This window comes from Roseovarius tolerans (genome assembly GCF_028885395.1).
GTDB classification, from domain to species: Bacteria; Pseudomonadota; Alphaproteobacteria; order Rhodobacterales; family Rhodobacteraceae; genus Roseovarius; species Roseovarius tolerans.
In genome coordinates, this window is the sequence record NZ_CP118494.1 from 2481643 (window position 1) to 2501586 (window position 19944).

General features: G+C 65.9%; 19 protein-coding genes. 12 read left to right on the top strand and 7 right to left on the bottom strand.

What is annotated here, in order from left to right; translation table 11 throughout:
• Window positions 1–6: 6 nt before the first annotated feature.
• The 8 genes from PVU19_RS12225 to dapD all read left to right on the top strand — a co-directional run bounded on the left by PVU19_RS12225 (window position 7) and on the right by dapD (window position 9757).
• Window positions 7–627 (top strand): LysE family translocator, encoded by a 621-nt coding sequence (locus PVU19_RS12225; RefSeq protein ID WP_050662231.1) that lies wholly within the window; start codon window positions 7–9, stop codon window positions 625–627.
• A complete protein-coding gene (locus PVU19_RS12230) occupies window positions 627–998 on the top strand; it encodes a GFA family protein (protein ID WP_200901845.1) in 372 nt (123 codons plus the stop codon). The genes PVU19_RS12225 and PVU19_RS12230 overlap by 1 nt, the downstream gene beginning before the upstream one ends.
• 12 nt (window positions 999–1010) lie before the next feature.
• The gene (locus tag PVU19_RS12235) at window positions 1011–3455 is read left to right on the top strand and encodes a GcvT family protein (RefSeq protein ID WP_050662229.1); all 2445 of its coding nucleotides are present in this window, start codon (window positions 1011–1013) and stop codon (window positions 3453–3455) included.
• The gene (locus PVU19_RS12240; protein WP_160316355.1) at window positions 3452–4081 is read left to right on the top strand and encodes a DUF429 domain-containing protein; all 630 of its coding nucleotides are present in this window, start codon (window positions 3452–3454) and stop codon (window positions 4079–4081) included. Before PVU19_RS12235 ends, PVU19_RS12240 begins: the two co-directional genes overlap by 4 nt.
• Window positions 4082–4154: 73 nt before the next feature.
• Complete coding sequence (locus PVU19_RS12245; RefSeq protein ID WP_050662228.1) at window positions 4155–5207, top strand: alcohol dehydrogenase catalytic domain-containing protein; 1053 nt, start codon at window positions 4155–4157, stop codon at window positions 5205–5207.
• A complete protein-coding gene (locus PVU19_RS12250) occupies window positions 5204–6100 on the top strand; it encodes a homocysteine S-methyltransferase family protein (protein ID WP_050662227.1) in 897 nt (298 codons plus the stop codon). The genes PVU19_RS12245 and PVU19_RS12250 overlap by 4 nt, the downstream gene beginning before the upstream one ends.
• 57 nt (window positions 6101–6157) lie before the next feature.
• On the top strand, window positions 6158–8605 hold the full coding sequence (locus PVU19_RS12255; RefSeq protein ID WP_050662226.1) for a GcvT family protein: 2448 nt from the start codon (window positions 6158–6160) through the stop codon (window positions 8603–8605).
• Between the two features lie 324 nt (window positions 8606–8929).
• Window positions 8930–9757, top strand: a complete 828-nt coding sequence (gene dapD / locus PVU19_RS12260) for a 2,3,4,5-tetrahydropyridine-2,6-dicarboxylate N-succinyltransferase (RefSeq protein WP_050662225.1) — start codon at window positions 8930–8932, stop codon at window positions 9755–9757.
• A gap of 323 nt (window positions 9758–10080) precedes the next feature.
• Here the strand turns inward: dapD and PVU19_RS12265 are convergent, their stop codons facing one another.
• Window positions 10081–10473, bottom strand: a complete 393-nt coding sequence (locus PVU19_RS12265; RefSeq protein WP_050662223.1) for a rhodanese-like domain-containing protein — start codon at window positions 10471–10473, stop codon at window positions 10081–10083.
• 120 nt (window positions 10474–10593) lie between these two features.
• Here PVU19_RS12265 and PVU19_RS12270 point away from each other — a divergent pair, with 120 nt between their 5' ends.
• Both PVU19_RS12270 and PVU19_RS12275 read left to right on the top strand, forming a co-directional pair.
• A complete protein-coding gene (locus PVU19_RS12270; RefSeq protein WP_050662222.1) occupies window positions 10594–10926 on the top strand; it encodes a hypothetical protein in 333 nt (110 codons plus the stop codon).
• Window positions 10927–11053: 127 nt separating this feature from the next.
• A complete protein-coding gene (locus PVU19_RS12275) occupies window positions 11054–12340 on the top strand; it encodes a sensor histidine kinase (protein ID WP_050662221.1) in 1287 nt (428 codons plus the stop codon).
• 13 nt (window positions 12341–12353) lie between these two features.
• On the opposite strand, the gene PVU19_RS12280 is transcribed toward PVU19_RS12275, so the two are convergent.
• A complete protein-coding gene (locus PVU19_RS12280) occupies window positions 12354–13364 on the bottom strand; it encodes a Hint domain-containing protein (RefSeq protein WP_235575742.1) in 1011 nt (336 codons plus the stop codon).
• 82 nt (window positions 13365–13446) lie between these two features.
• Complete coding sequence (locus tag PVU19_RS12285; protein ID WP_050662265.1) at window positions 13447–15027, bottom strand: Hint domain-containing protein; 1581 nt, start codon at window positions 15025–15027, stop codon at window positions 13447–13449.
• A gap of 363 nt (window positions 15028–15390) precedes the next feature.
• On the opposite strand from PVU19_RS12285, the gene dapE reads away from it, so the two are divergent.
• Both dapE and PVU19_RS12295 read left to right on the top strand, forming a co-directional pair.
• Entirely contained in the window at window positions 15391–16542 is a 1152-nt protein-coding gene (dapE, locus tag PVU19_RS12290) for a succinyl-diaminopimelate desuccinylase (RefSeq protein ID WP_050662220.1), read from the top strand.
• An 8-nt stretch (window positions 16543–16550) separates the two neighbouring features.
• Window positions 16551–17126, top strand: coding sequence for a TIGR04282 family arsenosugar biosynthesis glycosyltransferase (locus PVU19_RS12295; protein WP_050662264.1), 576 nt, complete (start codon window positions 16551–16553; stop codon window positions 17124–17126).
• On the opposite strand, the gene PVU19_RS12300 is transcribed toward PVU19_RS12295, so the two are convergent.
• The 4 genes from PVU19_RS12300 to PVU19_RS12315 all read right to left on the bottom strand — a co-directional run bounded on the left by PVU19_RS12300 (window position 17123) and on the right by PVU19_RS12315 (window position 19934).
• Window positions 17123–17374 (bottom strand): hypothetical protein, encoded by a 252-nt coding sequence (locus PVU19_RS12300; protein ID WP_050662219.1) that lies wholly within the window; start codon window positions 17372–17374, stop codon window positions 17123–17125. The two genes, PVU19_RS12295 and PVU19_RS12300, sit on opposite strands and share 4 nt — an antisense overlap.
• The gene (locus PVU19_RS12305) at window positions 17367–18095 is read right to left on the bottom strand and encodes an alpha/beta fold hydrolase (RefSeq protein ID WP_050662218.1); all 729 of its coding nucleotides are present in this window, start codon (window positions 18093–18095) and stop codon (window positions 17367–17369) included. Before PVU19_RS12305 ends, PVU19_RS12300 begins: the two co-directional genes overlap by 8 nt.
• 97 nt (window positions 18096–18192) lie before the next feature.
• On the bottom strand, window positions 18193–19176 hold the full coding sequence (locus tag PVU19_RS12310; protein ID WP_050662217.1) for an alpha/beta hydrolase: 984 nt from the start codon (window positions 19174–19176) through the stop codon (window positions 18193–18195).
• Entirely contained in the window at window positions 19176–19934 is a 759-nt protein-coding gene (locus tag PVU19_RS12315) for an alpha/beta fold hydrolase (protein ID WP_050662216.1), read from the bottom strand. Before PVU19_RS12315 ends, PVU19_RS12310 begins: the two co-directional genes overlap by 1 nt.
• Between the last annotated feature and the right edge of the window lie 10 nt (window positions 19935–19944).

Here is a 19944-nt window from a genome sequence, read left to right on the forward strand (position 1 = left end):
GCGCGCATGAGTTGGGACGCATGGACCATCTTCGCGCTCTTCTGGCTGGTGTTCGTCACCACGCCGGGGCCCAATCATGTCAATTGCATCACCAATGGCATGACAGTGGGCTTTCGCCGGGGCCTATGGGGCGTGGCGGCGATCCTGGTGCAGGCGGTGCTGTTCCTGACCCTTTCGGCGGCGGGGATTACAGCGATTATCGCCGCCTCGCCTATGGCGTTCGAGGCGGCGAAACTGCTGGGCGCGGGGGTGCTTATCTGGCTGGGCGTGCGCGGCTGGATGCGGGCCACGCGGCCCATCGAGGCGGGCACGCAAAGCGGCGGCTCGGTATTCTGGCGCGGCTTCATGGTGGCCACGATCAACCCCAAGAGCGTGGCGGGGTACCTCGCCGCGTTCAGCCAATTCGTGCAACCGGACGTGCCGATCTGGGAGCAGATGTGGGTGATCTTTCCCACAGCCCTCAGCATCACGGCGCTGAGTTACACCGGCTTTACCGCGCTTGGCGCGGGGCTGGGACGGGCAGCCTTGGGGGCGGTGTTCAACGTCTGGCTGCGGCGTGCGATGGCCGCCGCCTTCGTGATCTACGGCGTGGCATTGGGCAGCGCCGCAACACCGGGGAGGGTGTGATGCTGACAGGAGCGTGTCTGTGCGGCGATGTGACATTCACCGTGGGCGCAAGCCCGCAAGGGCCGAGCGTGTGCCATTGCGGGCAGTGCCGCAGGCAGTCCGGTCATCTCTGGGCGTCGGCCTATGTGGCGCGGTCGGATTTGAGTATTTCGGGAAAGGTGAAATGGTATGCCGCGAGCGAGACGGCGAAACGCGGGTTCTGCCCGCGCTGCGGGTCGTTCCTGTTCTGGGCGGCAGACGCGGAGGACACGATGAGCTTTGCGCTCGGTGCGCTGGAGGAGCCGACCGGGTTGCGGTTGGAGAAGCACATCTTCGTCACCGACAAAGGCGATTATTACGACATCGCGGACGGCGTGCCGCAGAAGGGCTGAGGGAGGCGAGACATGGCTGACATACCAAGCACCGCGCGGGCGGTCATCATCGGCGGCGGCGCGGTCGGGGCGTCCTGCCTTTATCATCTGGCCAAGGCGGGCTGGACCGACTCGGTTCTGCTGGAGCGCAACGAGTTGACTGCGGGCAGCACATGGCACGCGGCGGGCAATGTGCCGACGTTTTCCACAAGCTGGTCGGTGATGAACATGCAGCGCTATTCCACCGAGCTTTATGCCCGGCTGGGCTCGCAGGTCGATTACCCGATGAACTATCATCAGACCGGCTCGATCCGCCTGGCGCATAGCCACGAGCGGATGCAGGAATTCGCGCGCGCCAAGGGGATGGGACGGCATCAGGGGATGGATCTGGAAATCCTCGGGGTCGACGAGATCAAGGCGCGCTATCCGTTCATCGAGACGCATGATGTGAAAGGCGCGCTTTATGATCCCAACGACGGCGATATTGATCCCGCGCAGTTGACGCAGGCGCTGGCAAAAGGCGCGCGCGAGATGGGGGCTAAGGTGATCCGTTTCTGCCCCGCCACGGGTGTGCGGCGCGAAAACGGCGAATGGATTGTCGAGACCGAGAAGGGTGAGATCCGCTGCGAGATCGTGGTGAACGCGGCGGGGTATTATGCGCAGCGGGTCGGCGAATGGTTCAAGCCCTATGGCGGGCGCACCGTGCCGATGATGGTGATGAGCCATCAATATCTTTTGTCCGAGGAAATCCCCGAGATCGAGGCGTGGTCGAAGGAGCAGGGCCGCAAGCTGCCGCTGTTGCGCGATGTCGACGTGTCCTATTATCTGCGGCAGGAAAAGCACGGCTTCAACCTCGGCCCCTACGAGCCGCGTTGCCGGGCGCATTGGGTGGACCCATCTGACCCGATGCCGGACGATTTCAGCTTTCAGCTGTGGCAGGAGGATATCGACCGGATCGAGGAGATCGTGACCGACGCGATGGCGCGGGTGCCTTTGCTGGGCACCTCGGGCATCAGCAAGATCATCAACGGGCCGATCCCCTATGCGCCGGACGGGATGCCCTTGCTGGGGCCTATGCCCGGCGTGCCGAATGCGTTCGAGGCCTGTGTCTTTACCTTCGGGATCGCGCAGGGCGGTGGCGCGGGCAAGGTGCTGGCGGAATGGGTGACCGAGGGCGCGCCGGAATGGGATATGTGGTCGTGTGACCCGCGCCGCTATACCGATTACACTGACCCTGAGTATTGTGTGGCGAAGGGGATGGAGGTTTACGGCCACGAATACGGGATGCATTTCCCGTGGCACCGCTGGCCCGCTGCCCCCGATCGCAGGGTCTCGGCGCTGCATGAGCGGCTCAGGTCGGCGGGGGCGCAGATGGGGGCCTATAACGGCTGGGAGCGGGCCAATTGGTTCGCCGGGCCGGGGGATGACACTTCGGAAGAGGCGACGCAGACCTGGGACCGCGCGGGACCGTGGGAGGCGCGCATCCGCGAGGAATGCGAGGCGGTGCGCGATCACGCCGGGGTCATCGCGATCTCGGGCTTTACCCGGCTGGCCGTGCAGGGACCGGGGGCGCGCGATCATGTCGATGCGCTGACCGCCTCGCGGCTGCCGCAGCCGGGTCGGATCGGGCTCGCCTATTTCGCTGACGCACGGGGCCGCATCCTGACCGAGATGTCGGTGATCCCACGCTCGGATGACGAGATCTGGCTGATCACCGCCGGGGCGGCGCAATGGCATGACTGCGACGTGCTGGCGCGGGGCCTGCCCGAGGGGGTGACGGTCACCGACCGGAGCGACCGGTATGACTGCCTGCTGGTCACCGGGCCTGCGGCGCGCGATATCCTCGGGCCGCTCACGGATGCGGACCTGTCGCTGCCCTGGCTGAGCGTGCAGGATACGAGCGTGTGCGGTGTGGGCTGTGTTCTGATCCGGGTGTCCTTTGCGGGCGAGTTGGGCTGGGAGATCCATTGCCCCGCGGCGGTGGTGCCAGTGATCTGGGATGCGGTGACGGACGCGGGGGCCACGCCCTTCGGTATGTGGGCGCTGAATTCCCTGCGCATCGAGAAAGGGTATCGGGCGTGGAAGGGCGATCTTTCGACCGATTACTCGTTGCTGGAGGGCGGGCTGGAGCGGTTCGTCAGGCTCGACAAGCCGCGGGACTTCCCTGGCAAGGCGGCGCTGCTGAGCGAGAGGCAGCGCGGGGTGACCAAGCGGTTCGCGCCGCTGATCGTCGAGGCGGGGGCTGCGGATGCGCCCTACATGTCCTCGATCTGGCACGGTGGCGAGATCGTGGGCGAGACCACATCGGGCGCCTGGGGCTACCGGGTCGGAGTGTCGGTGGCGCTGGCCATGCTGCGCGCCGATCTGGCGGTGCCGGGCACCAAGCTGGAGGTGGAAATCTTCGGCGAGCGCGTTCCCGCCACGGTGCAGGCGGATGCGCCGCTTTGGGACCCGGAGAACGAAAGGCTGCGGGCGTGAGCGTTCATTCGCAGTCACCTTGCTGGTTCGGCTTTGATCCTGGAGGCAAAAAAGCCTTCGGAATTGCGGTCATCAACGACCATGGTGTCGTTGCGACCAGAACGACAAGTTCCGTTCTCGAAGCGATTTCAGTCGCAAAGAGCTATCTGCTAGGTGAACAACCCAAAGGTGCGGGAATAGATGCGCCGTTGTGGTGGTCGGCGCGAGAAGGAGGCGGGCGTCTTGTCGATGAGAAACTCCGGCGCCGTTACTCTATTTCATCTGGAACCATACAGTCACCAAACTCGCTGAGGGGTGCCGTCTTAACTCAAGGCCTACTTCTCGTCCAGAAACTGCGCGAAGAATTCCCTGATATCTTGATCTCGGAAGCGCACCCCAAAGCACTCCTTAGAGGTCCATGCCGTGATGGCGTTGATTGCTTGGCAGGTGTGCAGCTTGGTTCTTATGACGCTAGCGATGACGATCATGAGAGAGACGCTGTCTTGGCGGCCTTGGCCGTTCGCGAGGGTGGCAACGGAAACTGGAACGTAGACATCTCAGAGAAAAGGTTCCCTGAAGAACAAGATCCGAAAAAATACTGGGCGTCGCCTGTTCATTATTTCTGGCCGGAGACCATTTCGCCATGAAGCCTAAGTCTCGCTTTGCCTGCCACCGCCTTGTTGTTTCTGACCGGAGGCAGTTTTGACCCTGCCCGCCACCATGTCCGGCGTATACCTCACCCGCCACGGCGGGCCGGAGGCGCTGGAGTGGCGCGAAGATATCCCGGTGCCGCGTCCCGGCCCCGGTGAGGTACTCGTGCGTGTGCGGGCGGCGGGGGTCAACAACACCGATATCAACACCCGCGAGGGCTGGTATGCGGCGGAGGTGACCGGGGCCACGGGCGAGACCGGTGAGGGCGTCGCGGCGGGCGGCTGGTCGGGAGCGCTGCGCTTTCCGCTGATACAGGGTGGCGATCTCTGCGGTGAGGTGGTGGCGCGCGGCGACGGTGTCACCACGCCTGCGCTCGGTGCGCGCGTGACCTGCCCGATCAACATCCCCCGCCCGACGGACGACACCCCGGTGGGGTTCGTGGCGCTGGGCTCGGAGATCGACGGGGCCTTTGCCGAGTATTGCCTGATGAAGGCCGACGACCTGCACGATGTGACCGATGCGCCGCTGTCGGACGTGGAGATCGCCGCCATCCCCTGCGGTTTCGGCACCGCGATGGGGCTCTTGGATCGCGCCGGGGTCAAGGCGGGGCAGCAGGTGCTGATCACCGGAGCCTCGGGGAATGTGGGCCTCGCGGCGGTGCAACTGGCCGCAAAGATGGGCGCGCAGGTGACCGGCATCGCGGCCCCCACCAAGGCCGCGACGGTCCGCGAAGAGGGCGCGGCGGAGGTCATTGCGCGTGATACCCCCCTGCCCCAGGACCACTATCACGCGGTGATCGACCTTGTGGGCGGGCCGGGTTTTGCCGCGCTCATCGACGCGCTGCGCCCGGGCGGGCATTACGCTGTGGCGGGGGCCATTGCGGGGCCGATGATTCATGCCGATCTGCGCCGCATCTACCTGCGCGACGTCACCATTCACGGCTGCACCTATCAGGCCCCCCGCGTCTTTGCCCGACTGATGGACATGGTCCGCGCCGGAGAGGTAAGACCCCGGATCAGTACCACCTATCCGCTGCGCGACATCGCGCGGGCGCAGGCGGATTTCCAGACCAAGGCCCATGCCGGCAAGCTGGTCCTCTTGCCACCGGAGACAGACACATGACAGACATCACATTGCTCGACGGCTCCATCGGTCAGGAACTTGTCAAACGCTCGGGCGACCGGGCGACGCCGCTCTGGTCGACGCAGGTGATGATGGATCACCCGCAGATCGTGCGCGACGTGCATGACGCCTATTTCGCCGCCGGGGCCACGGTGGCCACCACCAACACCTACGCGGTGCTGCGCGACCGGCTGGTGCGGGTGGGGTTGGAAGACGAGGTTGGGCACCTTGCCGATGTGGCTGTCAGTGCCGCCATCGCCGCCCGCGACGCGCATGGCGCGGGGCGCGTGGCGGGCGCGGTGGGGCCGTTGGTGCAATCCTACCGCCCCGATCTCTGCCCCCCGGCGAAGGAGGCGGCCCTGATCTATGCCGAACCGGTGGCGGCCATCGCGCCCCGCGTCGATCTGCTTTTGTTCGAGACCATGTGTTCAGTCGATCAGGCGCGCGGTGCGTGTCTGGCAGCACAGACGGCGGGCCTGCCGCTCTGGCTGGCAGTATCGGCGATGGACGAGGACGGCACGCGGCTGCGCTCGGGCGAGCCGCTGTCGGCGCTTGCGCCGCTGCTGGCCGAATTCACGCCCGCCGCGATCCTGATCAACTGCTCCCCGCCCGAGGCGATCACCCAAGGCCTGCCGCATATCGCGGCGTTCGGCCTGCCGTTCGGGGCCTATGCCAACGGCTTTACCCGGATCAGCGAGGGGTTTCTGGGCGCGGCCCCGACCGTCGATGCGCTGGAGCAGCGCGGCGATCTCGGCCCGGCCGTCTATGCCGAGGCCGCCATGGGCTGGATCGCCGCCGGGGCCAGCATCGTCGGCGGTTGCTGCGAGGTCGGCCCCGATCACATCGCCGAACTGGCGCGGCGCATTCGCGAGGCCGGGCATGAGATTGTCTGACCCGGCGTTTCTTTTTGGTAAAAATACTCAATGCCCAACGCTGACGAGAGGCGAAACATGACCGATCTTCCAACACAGGCCCGCGTGGTCATCGTCGGCGGCGGAGTGGTGGGGTGTTCCGTCGCCTATCACCTGACCAAGCTGGGCTGGACCGACGTGGTGCTGCTGGAACGCAAGGCGCTCACCTCGGGCACCACGTGGCACGCCGCAGGCCTCATCGGACAGTTGCGCGCCAGTGCCAACATGACCCGGCTCGCGCGCTATTCAGCCGAGCTTTATACCGGGCTGGAGGCCGAGACCGGCATCGCCACGGGGTTCCGGCAGGTGGGGTCGATCTCGGCGGCGCTGACGGGCGAGCGGCTGGAGGAGCTCAAGCGCAGCGCGGCGATGGCGCGCGCCTTTGGTGTGCCGGTGGAGGAGTTGTCGCCCGCCGAGATCGGGGACCGCTACTCGCATCTCAACCTCGATGGCGTGACGGGCGGCGTCTGGCTGCCCACCGACGGGCAGGCTGATCCGGCCAATATCGCGCTGGCATTGGCCAAGGGCGCGCGGGGGCGCGGTGCGAAGGTGCAGGAGCGGGTGAAGGTGACGGGCATTGCCCGCGCTGGTCGCCGCGTGACCGGTGTGGACTGGCGCGGTGAGGATGGCAGCGCGGGCCATATCGCCTGCGAGATGATCGTGAATTGCGCGGGCATGTGGGGGCATGAGGTGGGGCGCATGGCGGGCACGAACGTGCCGCTGCATGCCTGCGAGCATTTCTATATCGTATCGGAGCCGATCGCCGGGCTGTCACAGCTTCCGGTGCTGCGGGTGCCGGATGAATGCGCCTATTACAAGGAAGATGCCGGGAAAATGATGCTGGGCGCGTTCGAGCCGAACGCCAAGCCCTGGGGTATGGACGGCATCCCTGCGAGTTTCGAATTCGACCAGTTGCCGGAGGATTTCGACCATTTCGAGCCGATTCTGGAGGCCGCGGTGAGCCGGATGCCGATGCTGGCCGAGGCGGGGATTCACACGTTCTTTAACGGTCCCGAAAGCTTTACCCCCGATGATGCCTATCATCTGGGGCTGGCGCCCGAGATGGACAATGTCTGGGTCGCGGCGGGGTTCAACTCCATCGGGATTCAGTCGGCGGGCGGCGCGGGGCATGCGCTGTCGCAATGGATGGAGGATGGCGAGAAGCCCTTTGACCTGGGCGATGTGGATGTTTCCAGGATGCAGCCGTTTCAGGGCAACCGGCGGTATTTGTTCGAGCGGTCGAAGGAAACGCTCGGGCTGCTTTATGCCGATCACTACCCCTACCGGCAGAAGACCACCGCGCGCGGCGTGCGGCGCACGCCGTTTCATGCGCAATTGCTGGAACGTGGGGCTGTCATGGGCGAGACGGCAGGCTGGGAGCGGGCGAACTGGTATGCCGCGCCGGGGCAGGAGCGCGACTATCGCTATAGCTGGGGCCGTCAGAACTGGTTCGACAATGCCGCTGCGGAGCACCGGGCGATCCGGCAGGGCGTGGGCCTCTATGACATGTCGAGTTTCGGCAAGCTGCGGGTCGAGGGGCCGGAGGCGGAGGCGTTTCTCAACCATGTCTGCGGGGCGGAGATGTCCGTGCCGGTGGGCCGCATCGTCTATACGCAGTTTCTGAATGCGCGCGGCGGCATCGAGGCGGATGTGACGGTGACGCGGCTGAGCGAGACCGCTTATCTGGTGGTCACCCCCGCCGCCACACGGCTGGCGGATGAGACATGGCTGCGGCGGCATCTGGGGGGGCGGCAGGCCGTCATTACCGATGTGACGGCTGGTGAGGGCGTGCTGGCGGTGATGGGGCCGAAGGCGCGGGATCTCATGCGGACGGTGTCGCCGGATGACCTGTCGAACGAGGCGCATGCCTTTGGATGGGCGCGCGAGATCGAGATCGGCATGGGGCTGGCGCGGGCGCATCGGGTGTCTTACGTGGGTGAGCTTGGCTGGGAGATTTACGTGAGCGCCGACATGTGCGGCCATGTCTTCGAGGTGCTGAGCGAGGCGGGCGCGGATCACGGGGTGACACTGTGCGGGCTGCACGCGATGGACAGTTGCCGGATCGAGAAGGCGTTTCGCCATTTCGGCCATGACATCACCTGCGAGGATCATGTGCTGGAGGCGGGACTGGGCTTTGCCGTCAAGACCGACAAGCCCGAGTTCATCGGACGCGACGCGGTGCTGAGAAAGCGCGAGACGGGGCTGGAGCGCCGCCTGCTGCAATTCCGGCTGACCGAGCCGGAGCCGATGCTTTATCACAACGAGCCGGTGCTGCGCGATGGCGAGATCGTGGGCTATTTGAGTTCGGGGGCGTATGGCCATCATCTTGGTGCTGCCATCGGGATGGGCTACGTGCCGTGCAAGGGTGAGAGCGTGGAGCAGGTGTTGGCCTCAAGCTACGAGATCGACGTGGCGGGCACGCGGGTGCAGGCCGAGGCCAGCCTGCGGCCGATGTATGACCCGAAATCCGAGCGCATGCGCGGCTGAGGTCGCGCGCCCCGTCATGGCGGTGCAGGCGGGTATCTGTCGGGCAGCGGGAGATCCTCCGGTCAGGCCGGAGGATGACGGGCTTTGGAGCGGCCGAGGTCGCGCCACGCGCAGGCAGACATCGCGCGGGTGCCGGGGAGATCCTCCGGTCAAGCCGGAGGATGACGCAGTGTCGGGGCCTGAGGTTTCGCCGTGTACGGCCGGAGGATGACGGGGTTTGGCGGGCTGAGGTCGCGCGTGCTTTGCGGTTGGTCGCATTGATCCCGTCCCGGCTTGCGCTTATAGGCGAACACGACACACGCCATTGATCCGAAGGAAACGCCCATGTCCAACGCAGCCCTTGAGACCGCCATCGAAGCCGCCTGGGAGGCGCGCGACACCATCACGCCCAAAACCGGCGGCGAAACCCGCGAGGCCATCGAGGCGACGCTGAACGCGCTGGATAGCGGCACGCTGCGCGTGGCCGAGCGGCAGGAGACCGGCGACTGGCACGTCAACCAATGGGCCAAGAAGGCGGTGCTTCTGGGCTTTCGCATCAAGGATATGGAAATTCATCCCGGTGGTCCGCAGGCGGGCGGCTGGTGGGACAAGGTCGACAGCAAGTTCAACGGCTGGGGCGAAGCCGAATGGCGCGCCGCAGGCTTTCGCGCCGTGCCGAACTGCGTGGTGCGCAAATCGGCCTATATCGCGCCCGGCGTGGTGCTGATGCCGTCCTTCGTCAATCTGGGTGCCTATGTCGATGAGGGCACGATGGTCGATACCTGGGCCACGGTGGGAAGCTGCGCGCAGATCGGCAAGGGTGTGCACCTGTCGGGCGGCGTCGGGATCGGCGGCGTGCTGGAACCGATGCAGGCGGGGCCGACGATCATCGAGGACAACTGCTTTATCGGCGCGCGCTCGGAGGTGGTCGAGGGCTGCATCGTGCGCGAGGGCTCGGTTCTGGGCATGGGTGTCTATATCGGCAAGTCGACCAAGATCGTCGACCGCGAGACCGGTGAGGTCTTCATCGGCGAGGTGCCGCCCTATTCGGTGGTGGTCTCGGGCTCGATGCCGACCAAGAACAACCTCAACCTCTATTGCGCGGTGATCGTCAAGCGCGTGGATGCGCAGACCCGCTCGAAGACCGCGATCAACGAGTTGCTGCGCGACTGATCCGGGGCCAGGCATGGTGGCGAGGAAAGCGTTTCGTTTTGTGCGAGGCGATTTTGGCCTTGAGCGGACCTAGGCGATTTCAGAGATGAGCCGCGCGGTGCCCGACCGCCGGGTGGGCGCAGCACCCTCGGTGGTCCGCACTTTATGCCAGCCAAACACCTCCGCGTTATCAATGGCTTGAAACGTTGCAAAAGCGCCCGCCCGAGGGGGCGGTCGGGCGCTGCGCGGCGGTGCCTGCGGCACCTTGATTCCGCGCATTGGGGCTGCACCTAAACGTACGCTCCAGGCCAATCGCTGCCTCACGGCGCGACTGCCCCAGCCGTTCAGCCCTTTCGCGGTTTCTCGGCCACGGCACCCCCGGCCGCCTTCCAGCCCGAGAACCCGTCGCTCACATGGCTCACCCCCGCCAGCCCCATCTCCTGCGCCGTGCGTGCCGCGAGCGCCGAGCGCCAACCCGACGCGCAATAGAACACGAACCGCCCTCCGCTCTGGAATTGCGGCTTGGCATAGGGGCTTTCGGGGTCGATCCAGAATTCCAGCATGCCGCGCGGACAGTGAAACGCACCGGGGATCATGCCTTCGCGCTCCAACTCGCGCGGATCGCGCAGATCGACGAAGGTCACGCCTTCGGTGCCATGCAGGTCCAGCATCTGCGCCGCAGGCGCATGCGTCACAACCGCATTCGCTTCGGCCACCATGTCCTTGATCCGTTTCATCCGCACGTCCTCCTGTCACGATCCCGTCAAGGCTAACGCCACCCGGCCCCAATGAAAACCCGGCCAGCTTGACTTCACGGGCGGCTTGGCGCAGGGCTGCGCGGCAACGGAGGGCCGGAAATGAGCGAGACCGAGAAGAAACCGAAACGCCAGCAGGTCTATACCCTGCTGGTCGAGATTGGCCGCAAGGCCGGGGACGGTCTGCCTGCCAAGGCGACCGGGGCCGCGCTCATGGTCTTTGCCTCCGGCGTGGACGAGGCCGAAGCGGTGCGCGAGACGGTGGCGATCCTCAAACAGGCCGATACCGCGCCGCTCGACGTGTCGGGCTATGGCACATTGGCAGAGCGCGAGGCCGAGGGCCACGAGATATCAGACGAGGAACGCGCCCTGATGCAGCGGGCCCTCGACGAGAATGCAGTGATCGTTGCGCAGATGACCCCGTTTTTCGACTAGGTTCCCGAGCGGGGCACGGCGCTTGCAGGACGGCTCCGCGCTGCGCATATAGCGAAACCGTCCCGCGTGCCGGGCACGCGTTGCACAGCGAAAGATCATCAAAGGCCAGACTGGCGGAGAGACGCGAATGCTTGACGACATGGCAGAGGCGCGCAAGGGCTCGGAAAAGGCGATCATCCGCGCCCGCATTTCCTTTGCCTTCGTGCTCTTCGGACTGGTCTTTACCAGTGCCTGGCTCGCTCTCACGGCGCTCAGCGGGGAATTGCCAGTCTTTTTGATCGGCGCGCTTGCGTTTTTGGGGTTTGTCGCGGCACGTCTGCTGGCCTCGCATCTGCCGCTTGCCTGGGGCAACACCCTCTGGCTCGGCTCGACGAATCTGGCGATCTTCCTCGGGGCCTGCGTGGTGCACCCGGCGGGCGGTGTGGCGACGATCCTCATACCGATGGCCGGTTTTCCCTTCGCGGTGTTTTCACTGCACCGCGAGCGCGGGCATATCGCGGCGATGATCGCGGTGCCGGTGCTGCTTTGGGTGACGTGGTTCGTGCTGCATGACGGGCTGTCGCCGCTGATCGGGGCGCAGATGGCCACCCGGTTCTACGCCCCCATGTCAGGGGCCACGGCCTTCAGCATCATCATCTTTCAAGTGTTCTATTTCGCTTTTGTATCAAAGACCTACGAGGCAGAGTTGGAAGAGGCGACGCGTCAGGCCGACCAGACGAGCCGCGCCAAGACCGTGCTCTTGTCGGGTATCAGCCACGAAATGCGCACCCCGCTCAGCGCGGTGATCGGGCTGGCGGACCTGATCGAGGAGGACGCGGCCAAACGCGAGGACCGTCAACAGGCGCTCTATGCTGGGCGCATCATGGAGGCCGGTAAGACGCTTCTGTCGACCATCGAGAACACGGTGCAATTCGCCGATCTCGCCGCGCGGCGCGCGCCTGTCACGCCGAGCGCCGTGCGCGTCGCGACGGTGATCGAGGATGTGCGCACGCAGTATCGCGCGACGGTGCGCGAGGACGCGATACGGCTGTCGCAGGCGGACAGCCCGCTGGAGGTGTGGGCGGACCGGACCATGCTGACCGACATCCTGTCGCATCTGGTTGAAAACGCGCTGCGCTACAGCGGGCCGGAGGGCACCGTCAGCATCGGCATCACCCCGGCGCGGGATGATCAGGTGAGGGTGACGGTCGCCGATGACGGGCCCGGGTTTCTCACCGACGATCCCGAACAGGCCTTTGCCCCGTTCGAGCGGCTGGATCAGGCGACCGGCACGACCTTTGGCGCAGGCATGGGATTGGCCATCGCGCGGCTCAAGGCCGAGGCCATGCAGGGCCGCGTCGGCATTGACCGGACAGTGTCGCAAGGCGCGCTGGTCTGGGTCGAATTGCCCCGCGCCACGGGTGCCAGCGCCTGAGAGAGACCCCGGATCAGGCCGCGCGGTTCATCGCGAGGGTGATCGCCTCATAGGGTTTCAGCACCGGCCAGAGCGGCTTGGGATGTTCGGGCAGGCGGGCGCGATCACATCCCGCCAGCACGCTCAATCCGACCAGATCGGGCTTGCGTCGCAACCGTCCGACATAGAGGCTCTCGGTCTGCGTTCCGGCGGCATCGAGTTCCTCGTGCCCCGGCAACAGCAGGTTGTGATAGCTTACCATCGTCGGGCTCTCGGCAAAAAGCGCCGAAAACCCGTTGACCAGATGCCGGGCGGGCACCAGCACCGCCTCGGAGTTGAAGAGATATTCCACCTCGGAGCCGCGGATCACCAGCCGCTGATGCGGGGCCACCACGATATCGCGGCGCAGGCCAAAATAGGGCGCACGCAAGCGCACGGGCCGGAAGCTGCCGAACGCGGGCACCCGGCGATGCAGGCTTTGCAGCACCGGCACCGGCGCGCCTTCGGTGGTCAACACCTTGTCGGCGCGCTTCAACCGCCCCACCGCCACATAGCCGCCGGGCGTGAGAACCGGGACCGACCCGCTCAGCCCCGGCATCGGCCCGACCGGCTCGATCCGCGACGAGAGCGCCGCAAAGATCACGTCCCGGTCCATCTGCCGCTGGCGCGGATCGGTGAAGACCGTGCGCATGTCCGAAAGCGGTATCGGATGCGGCGGCGGCAGCGCGATCGAGGCCACGCCGAACACCTCTGGCCGCTCGACCGAGAGCCGCCCCCACCGCGCGGGCGCATCCCAGCTATAGGTGATGCGCAGGCTGTCGGTGCGATCATCGAGCCTGTAGGGCAGCGTGGCATGGCGCACGTCGCCCGCCTGCGTCTCGATCAGGCTGATCCCGCCCGAGGGCAGCGCCTGCAGCGAGAACCCGCCATGCCACGGATGGCTGCGGCTGAAGGACAGCAAGGTCTGCGGGCGCGGCTCCATCGCCGGGCGCGTCTCGATCATCAGGGTGCCGCGCGCCATCAGATCGCTGGCATCCGGGATCACCTCGCGGTCCGATTACGGCGCACCGAGGCCCTGCGGCATGAAATGCCCGCCGTCGTGATCGGTGACCGCGATCCAGCCCATCTTAGGCCGCGCGCGCGTGGGTCATCAGAAGCCGCGCCTCGTATCGCTTGAGCGTGCGCCGCGCGGCGGCACTGTAGCCCGCGCCGGTTGCCGGGTCGATCTCGGGAAAGAGCGCGCAGATCTCGTCGACGATCTCGGCCTCGAAGCTGTTGGCGGTTTGCGGTCCGGGCAGGAAGCTTTCGGTTGGCAACCCTTCGGAGAACACCACCTGATGCCGGTCGAAAAGGATATGTACATACTCCACCTCGCCGCCCTCGATCCGCCGGACCGAGCGGTCGTTGACCAGATCGCGCGCCGCCACCAGCACCTCGCGCTCGCCAAAGAGCAACTCTGCCAGACTGTCGCGAATGAGCACCCGGTGCAGCGGCGACAAGAGCAATTCGCGATGCGTGCCAAAGGTTTCGGCGGCAATGCGAATGGGCGCAAAATCGCCCGCCGCCATCACGCGGCGCCGGCCGATCCAGCGCAGCGGCTGCGCGCCCTCATCCTGGGTCAGGACCAGATCGCCCGGTTGCAACATCTCGACCGGCACCTCGCCACCGGGCGTGCGGATGAGGGTTCCGGCGACGAAACAGGGCACCGAATCCACCGTGACAAAGCCGACATCGGTCTGCCCGGTGCTGCTTTCGACCTCGTAGGTAAAGTTGAAAAGTTCGGTATCGCCATCGCCGATCACCTCGATCGTGCCATCGGCGTTGAGCTGGATCTGCTGCCCGGAATTGAGCGTGACGATATCGCCCGCCGAAACCGCCTGCCCGTTCAGATGGGTGATCGACAGCGTTCCGGCCGTGTTGTTGATATCATTGGCCAGAAGATCGAGCGTGCGCGAGCCATCGGGAAACAGCGTGGTCGTGTCATCGCCCGCCACGAGCGTGGTCTGCACGCTGTCCGCCGCGATCATCACCGTGGAATCGTAGTTGCTGTCGGTCACGTCGGCGATGCCGATCCGGATCGAATTCACCTCGCCCGCATTCACCGGCATGGTCAGCGTCAGCGTCGCGGTGAAGCCGTCCATCTCGGTGTTGAACTGGTCGGCCGTGTTGTCGATGAAGAGGTTGCCGTTCGACCCGGCATTGAGGTTGTTGGGGTCGATATCGCCATCGCCGATGCTGAGCGGCACGAGATTGCCGTTGACCCAGACGCCAAAGAAATCCTGAAACGCGCCGGTGGCGAATTCGGGATATTCCTCGGAGGCGAAGACGAATTGCATCGTCATCACGTCGCCGGTCGGGATGAAATCGACATCGAGGTATGACGCGTCGTACGTCCGCGCGCCCGCCGCATTGTCAAAGTCGTTGACCCCGTTGGGCCCGCTCGACGTCGTCGTCGTGCTGGCGCTCTGGTTCGACTGGAAGAAATTATTGTTGGTGAACCCGCGCAGATCGCCGGTCGAGAACATCACGCCGGTGTCGCCCGGGGTCACCCCCGGCGAGATGCTGTCGCCATTGGTGTAGATGCCCGAACTGTCGCGGTCGCCCGTGTAGGAGGCCCCGATCACCGTGACGCCGTCGCCAAAGATCGTCTGCGCCATTTCCGTCGCGGACGCACCGCGGTCGATCGGTATCTCGACGCCTGAAACCATGCTCTGCCCCACCTCTTTGAAAGGCAGTGCAAACGCAGCGTTACATGGCCCGAACGGGGCCATCCGATCCTGAATGACGGGGACGCGCGTCCTTGCCTGATGACACGCGGCCTGCCCGGATGTCGGGGCCATTGTCCTTGAGGATCTATGTCCTTTTGCGGAACTGGTGGCCCGTAAGTCTGTCTTGCCCTGCCTCGGGTTTTTTTATTGACTGTCCTTAGATACCAAAAACTTCCATCGGTGTTAAGGTTTATTCGCGTGACGCAGAGTCAGCCTTGCAAACCGGCCACGGGGTCCGGGTTTGCGCTTGGGCGCGATCCGCGCTAACCGGTCGGGGATGTCGATCTCAGAGGACCCGCCGAAATGCCACATAGCCCGCTCGATGCCGCGCAACTGACCGCTGATCTGATCAAATGCCCGTCGGTCACCCCCGAAGAGGGCGGCGCGCTGCAATTGCTCGAAAAGGTGCTGGACGGCGCGGGCTTTGCCTGCACGCGGGTGGATCGTGGCGGGGTCAGCAACCTCTTTGCGCGGTGGGGCGACAAGGCGGCGGCGCGCAGCTTCGGCTTCAACGGTCATACCGATGTGGTGCCGGTGGGCGATGAGGCGGCGTGGTCGGTGCCGCCCTTCGGCGCGGTCGAGAACGGCGGCGTGCTATACGGGCGCGGTGCCACGGACATGAAGTCCGGCGTCGCGGCCTTTGTCGCGGCGGCGGTGGATTTCGTGGCCGAAACCCCGCCCGAGGGCGCGCTGATCCTCGCCATCACCGGAGATGAGGAAGGCGACGCCGTGGACGGCACCACCGCCCTGCTCGACTGGATGGACGCGAATGGCGAGCGGATGAGCGCCTGTCTCGTGGGGGAGCCCACCTGCCCAGAGCGCATGGGCGAGATGATCAAGATCGGGCGGCGCGGTTCGCTTGTCGCACGGATCACGATCACCGGGGTGCAGGGCCATTCCGCCTATCCGCACCGCGCCTGCAACCCGCTGCCTGCCATGGCCCGGCTGATGGACCGGATGGCCTCGCATACCCTCGATGAGGGCACCGAGCATTTCGATCCCTCGACGCTGGCCGTGGTCACCATCGACACCGGCAACCCGGCCACCAACGTGATCCCCGCCGAGTGCCGCGCCACGGTCAATATCCGCTTCAACGATGCCCATGACAGCGCCAGCCTCACCCAATGGATGCAAGCCGAGATCGACCGCGTGGCGGAGGAATTCGGCGTGTCGGGCGCGATGCAGGTGAAGGTCTCGGGGGAGTCGTTCCTGACCCCGCCCGGCCCGCTCTCGGATCTGGTGGCGGGCGCGGTTAAGGCCGAGACCGGCGTCAGCCCAGTGCTCTCGACCACCGGGGGCACATCGGACGCGCGCTTTGTCAAAGATCACTGCCCGGTGGTGGAATTCGGCCTTGTGGGCCAGACCATGCACCAGGTGGATGAGCGCGTGGAGGTGGCGCAAATCCACCAGCTCAAGGCGATCTATGCCCGTATCCTGCGCGACTATTTCGCCTGATGCACCGGATGCGGCGGCAACTGATCGTCATGGTCAAGGAACCGCGCCCTGGCCGCGTCAAGACCCGGCTCGGGCGCGATATCGGCATGACGGCGGCGGCGTGGTGGTTTCGCCATCAGGTGGCGCGGCTCTTGCGCGAGGTGGAGGACCCCCGCTGGCATCTGAGCCTTGCCGTCAGCCCCGACCGTGCGGGCCTGCAAAGTCGCTTCTGGCCCGCGCATCTGCCGCGTCTCCCGCAAGGGCCGGGCAATCTGGGCGACCGCATGGGGCGGCTCTTGCGCGGCGCGCCACCGGGGCCGGTCTGTGTCATCGGAGCGGATATCCCGGGCATTCGCGCCGCCCATGTCGCGCGCGCCTTTGATGCTCTCGGGCGGCATGACGCGGTGTTCGGGCCGGCGCATGACGGCGGCTATTGGCTGGTCGGGTTGCGCCGCACGCAGCGCGTGCCCACAACGCTATTCGACGGGGTGCGCTGGTCGAGCGAACACGCGCTCGATGATACGGCGCGCAGCCTTGGCGGCCAAAGCGTGGCCCTGATCGACCGGCTGCAAGACGTGGACACGGTCGCGGACCTGGCCCGCTAGCGCCGCCGCCCCCGCAGCCACCGCCAGAGCGGCACCACGTCGAGCGCCGCAACCGCAAGGCCGAGCGGGATCATCCAGAAGCCGAGCACCGGCAGGAAGCCCAGAAAACCGCCGCAGATCAGCAACAGCCCCGCGACAAGGCGCAGGCCGGGCGGCAGGTTACGCCCGGTCCACAGCTGCACCCGGCGTCGCCATTGCCGCAGCTTTCCCTTAGCAGAGGGCTCGGGCCTTTGGTCTTTCTCAGGCATCCACGCGGTTCTGCAGCATCAAGGGCCGTTTCAACCACCCCCGAAGCGCCGCTGTCGTCACCTCGGGCTGCTCCAGCACCGGCAGATGTCCGGCATCCGGGATCACCGTCAGCGTCGCATTGGGGATCATTTCGGCCATGAATTCATGCCGTTTGAGCGGGGTGAGCGTGTCATACGCGCCGCAGAGCACAAGCGCAGGCACCTTGCAGCGACGCAGCACTGATTGGTAATCGCGGCGGCGCTGCAGGGCACGCGTCTGGCGGATGATCGCCGCCACGCCCAGATCTTCGGCCATCTCGACCAGCGCCGACATCACGCCCGCCCGGGCCGGGCCGGGTGCCAGAACATCGCGCCCCAGCATCATCTCGACCGCCTCAGAAATGCGCCCGGCGCGCAGCTTGATGATGAAAGGCTCGTACCCGGCGGCGGATTGCGGGGTTTCGGCCAGGGAATTCGTATCCATCAGTGCGATGCGCGTCACCCTGTCGGGCGCACGGCGCAACACCTCCATCGCCACGATACCGCCCATCGACAGCCCCGCCAGGGCAAACCGCTGCGGCAGCACGTCGAGAAGTCCCGAGGCGATTTCCTCGATCCGGTCGCCGCCGGTGACCGGCGCGACCGTGACCGCCATGTCGCGGCTCAGATCGGCGAGTTGTGGCGCGAAAAGACGCGCGTCGCACATCATGCCTGGAAGAAACACAACCGGGTCACTGCTCATCGGACATCTCGCTCTCCCGGGGGTCTGCGCCCCCGCTACTGTGCCAAAGCATGACACCGCTCAGGGCAAAAGGGCAAGCCCCGGCTGCGCCGGTGCGTCAGATTACGCCGGAAATCCAGTCGCGCATCGCGTCAATCGCGCGCGCCGTGTTCCCCGGTGACATGATATCGCCCGCGATGACATGGGCAAAGGGATCATCCTCGGGACCCAGATCGGGGGTGCCGCGCGTCACCGGGCCGCCCCAGCGGGCCGCCACCTCTGCCGTGATATCGGGCCGCACGACGCGGTCGGCGTCGGAATAATAAAAGAGCGCAGGCAGCGTCATGCCGGTGTAATCGAGATCACGCGCATGGGCGACGATGGCGGCCATCGGAAAGACCGCAGCACTGGGATATTCCGTCGTCCATTCCGCCGCCTGTCCGGGATTGCGCGGCTCGAAACTGCGCCTCTGTCCGGCCAGCAGCGGCAGCCAGTGACGCGCGCCCGGCAGCGTCAGCAGGGGCGCCACCGGGTTGTTGATCCCGAAATTCGGCGAGACCATGATGAGCCCCGCCACGCCGTCGCGCAGGGCCGCCTCCTGCAGCGCCACCGCCGCGATGCTTGCCCCGGTCGAGGTGGCGATGACGATCACCCGCTCGCCGGTGGCCCGGCCGAGCGCCAGCGCCTCGGCCGCGTCCTCGAGCCAGTCGCTCGCCGTTGCCTCGCCCATGGCGTCAGGCGTGCGCCCATGGCCCCGAAACCGGGTATAGACGAGGTTCGCACCAAACGCCTCGGCCAGCCGGTCCGGCACCGGGCGGATTTCCTGGCTCGATGCGGAAAAGCCGTGCAGATAGACGATCGAAATCGGCGTGCGCGTCTCGCGTTGCCCGGCCCAGATCACGCGCTTTTCGCTGTCGGGGCGAATGTCGTCATAGGCGGATTCGACTACTTCGAGATAAACGCCGATCCCCTCGCCGAACTTGCGCGGCTCGAACGGTGCGGGCGCGGCCACCTCTTCGCGCGGGGCAAGGACAAGCGCCACGGCACTGACAGCGATCAGCCCCAGCGCCAGCCGCCCCAGCCCGCGCAGTACCCGCCGCATCACACCTGTCCCGCCCGTGCGATCACCTCTTCGACCGAGGCCCCGATCAGCGCCAGACAGTCGGGATCAGAGAACCGGTGATCGGCCCCATCGACCAGAACAAGCCGCATATCGGGCCCGATAGAATGGTCCAAAAGCGACAATGCAACGGATTTATCCACGTCCTTATCGGCGGTTCCTTGCAGAAATCGAACAGGAAAGGGCAAATCGAGCGAGCTGCGCAAAACCAGGTTCTCGCGCCCCTCCTCGATCAGGCGGCGGGTGATGATATAGGGCTCGCCATAGTCGCTTGGCAGGGCGAGTTGCCCCTCAGTCTGCAACGTCGCGCGCTGTGCCGCGTCAAAGCCGGCCCACATCGAATCCTCGGTGAAATCCGGGGCGGCGGCAATCGTGACCAGCCCCGCCACGCGCTGCGGCATCGCACGCGCCAGCAAGAGCGCGATCCAGCCCCCCATGGATGAGCCCACGAGGATCTGCGGCCCCTTGGTCAGCGCCTCGATCGCCGCCCTTGCATCGGTTGCCCAATCGCCGATGCACCCGTCGGTGAACGCCCCCGAGGATTGCCCGTGGCCGGAATAGTCGAACCGCAGGAAGGCATGGCCTGTGCGCTGCGCCCACTCCTCCAGCCAGAGCGCCTTGGTCCCTTCCATGTCGGATTTGAACCCGCCCAGGAACACCACGCCCGGCCCCTGCCCCGGCGTGAGGTGATAGGCCAGTTGACGCCCCTCGGCGGTGGTCAGATAAGACGGCTCTTGCATCGTGTCCTCC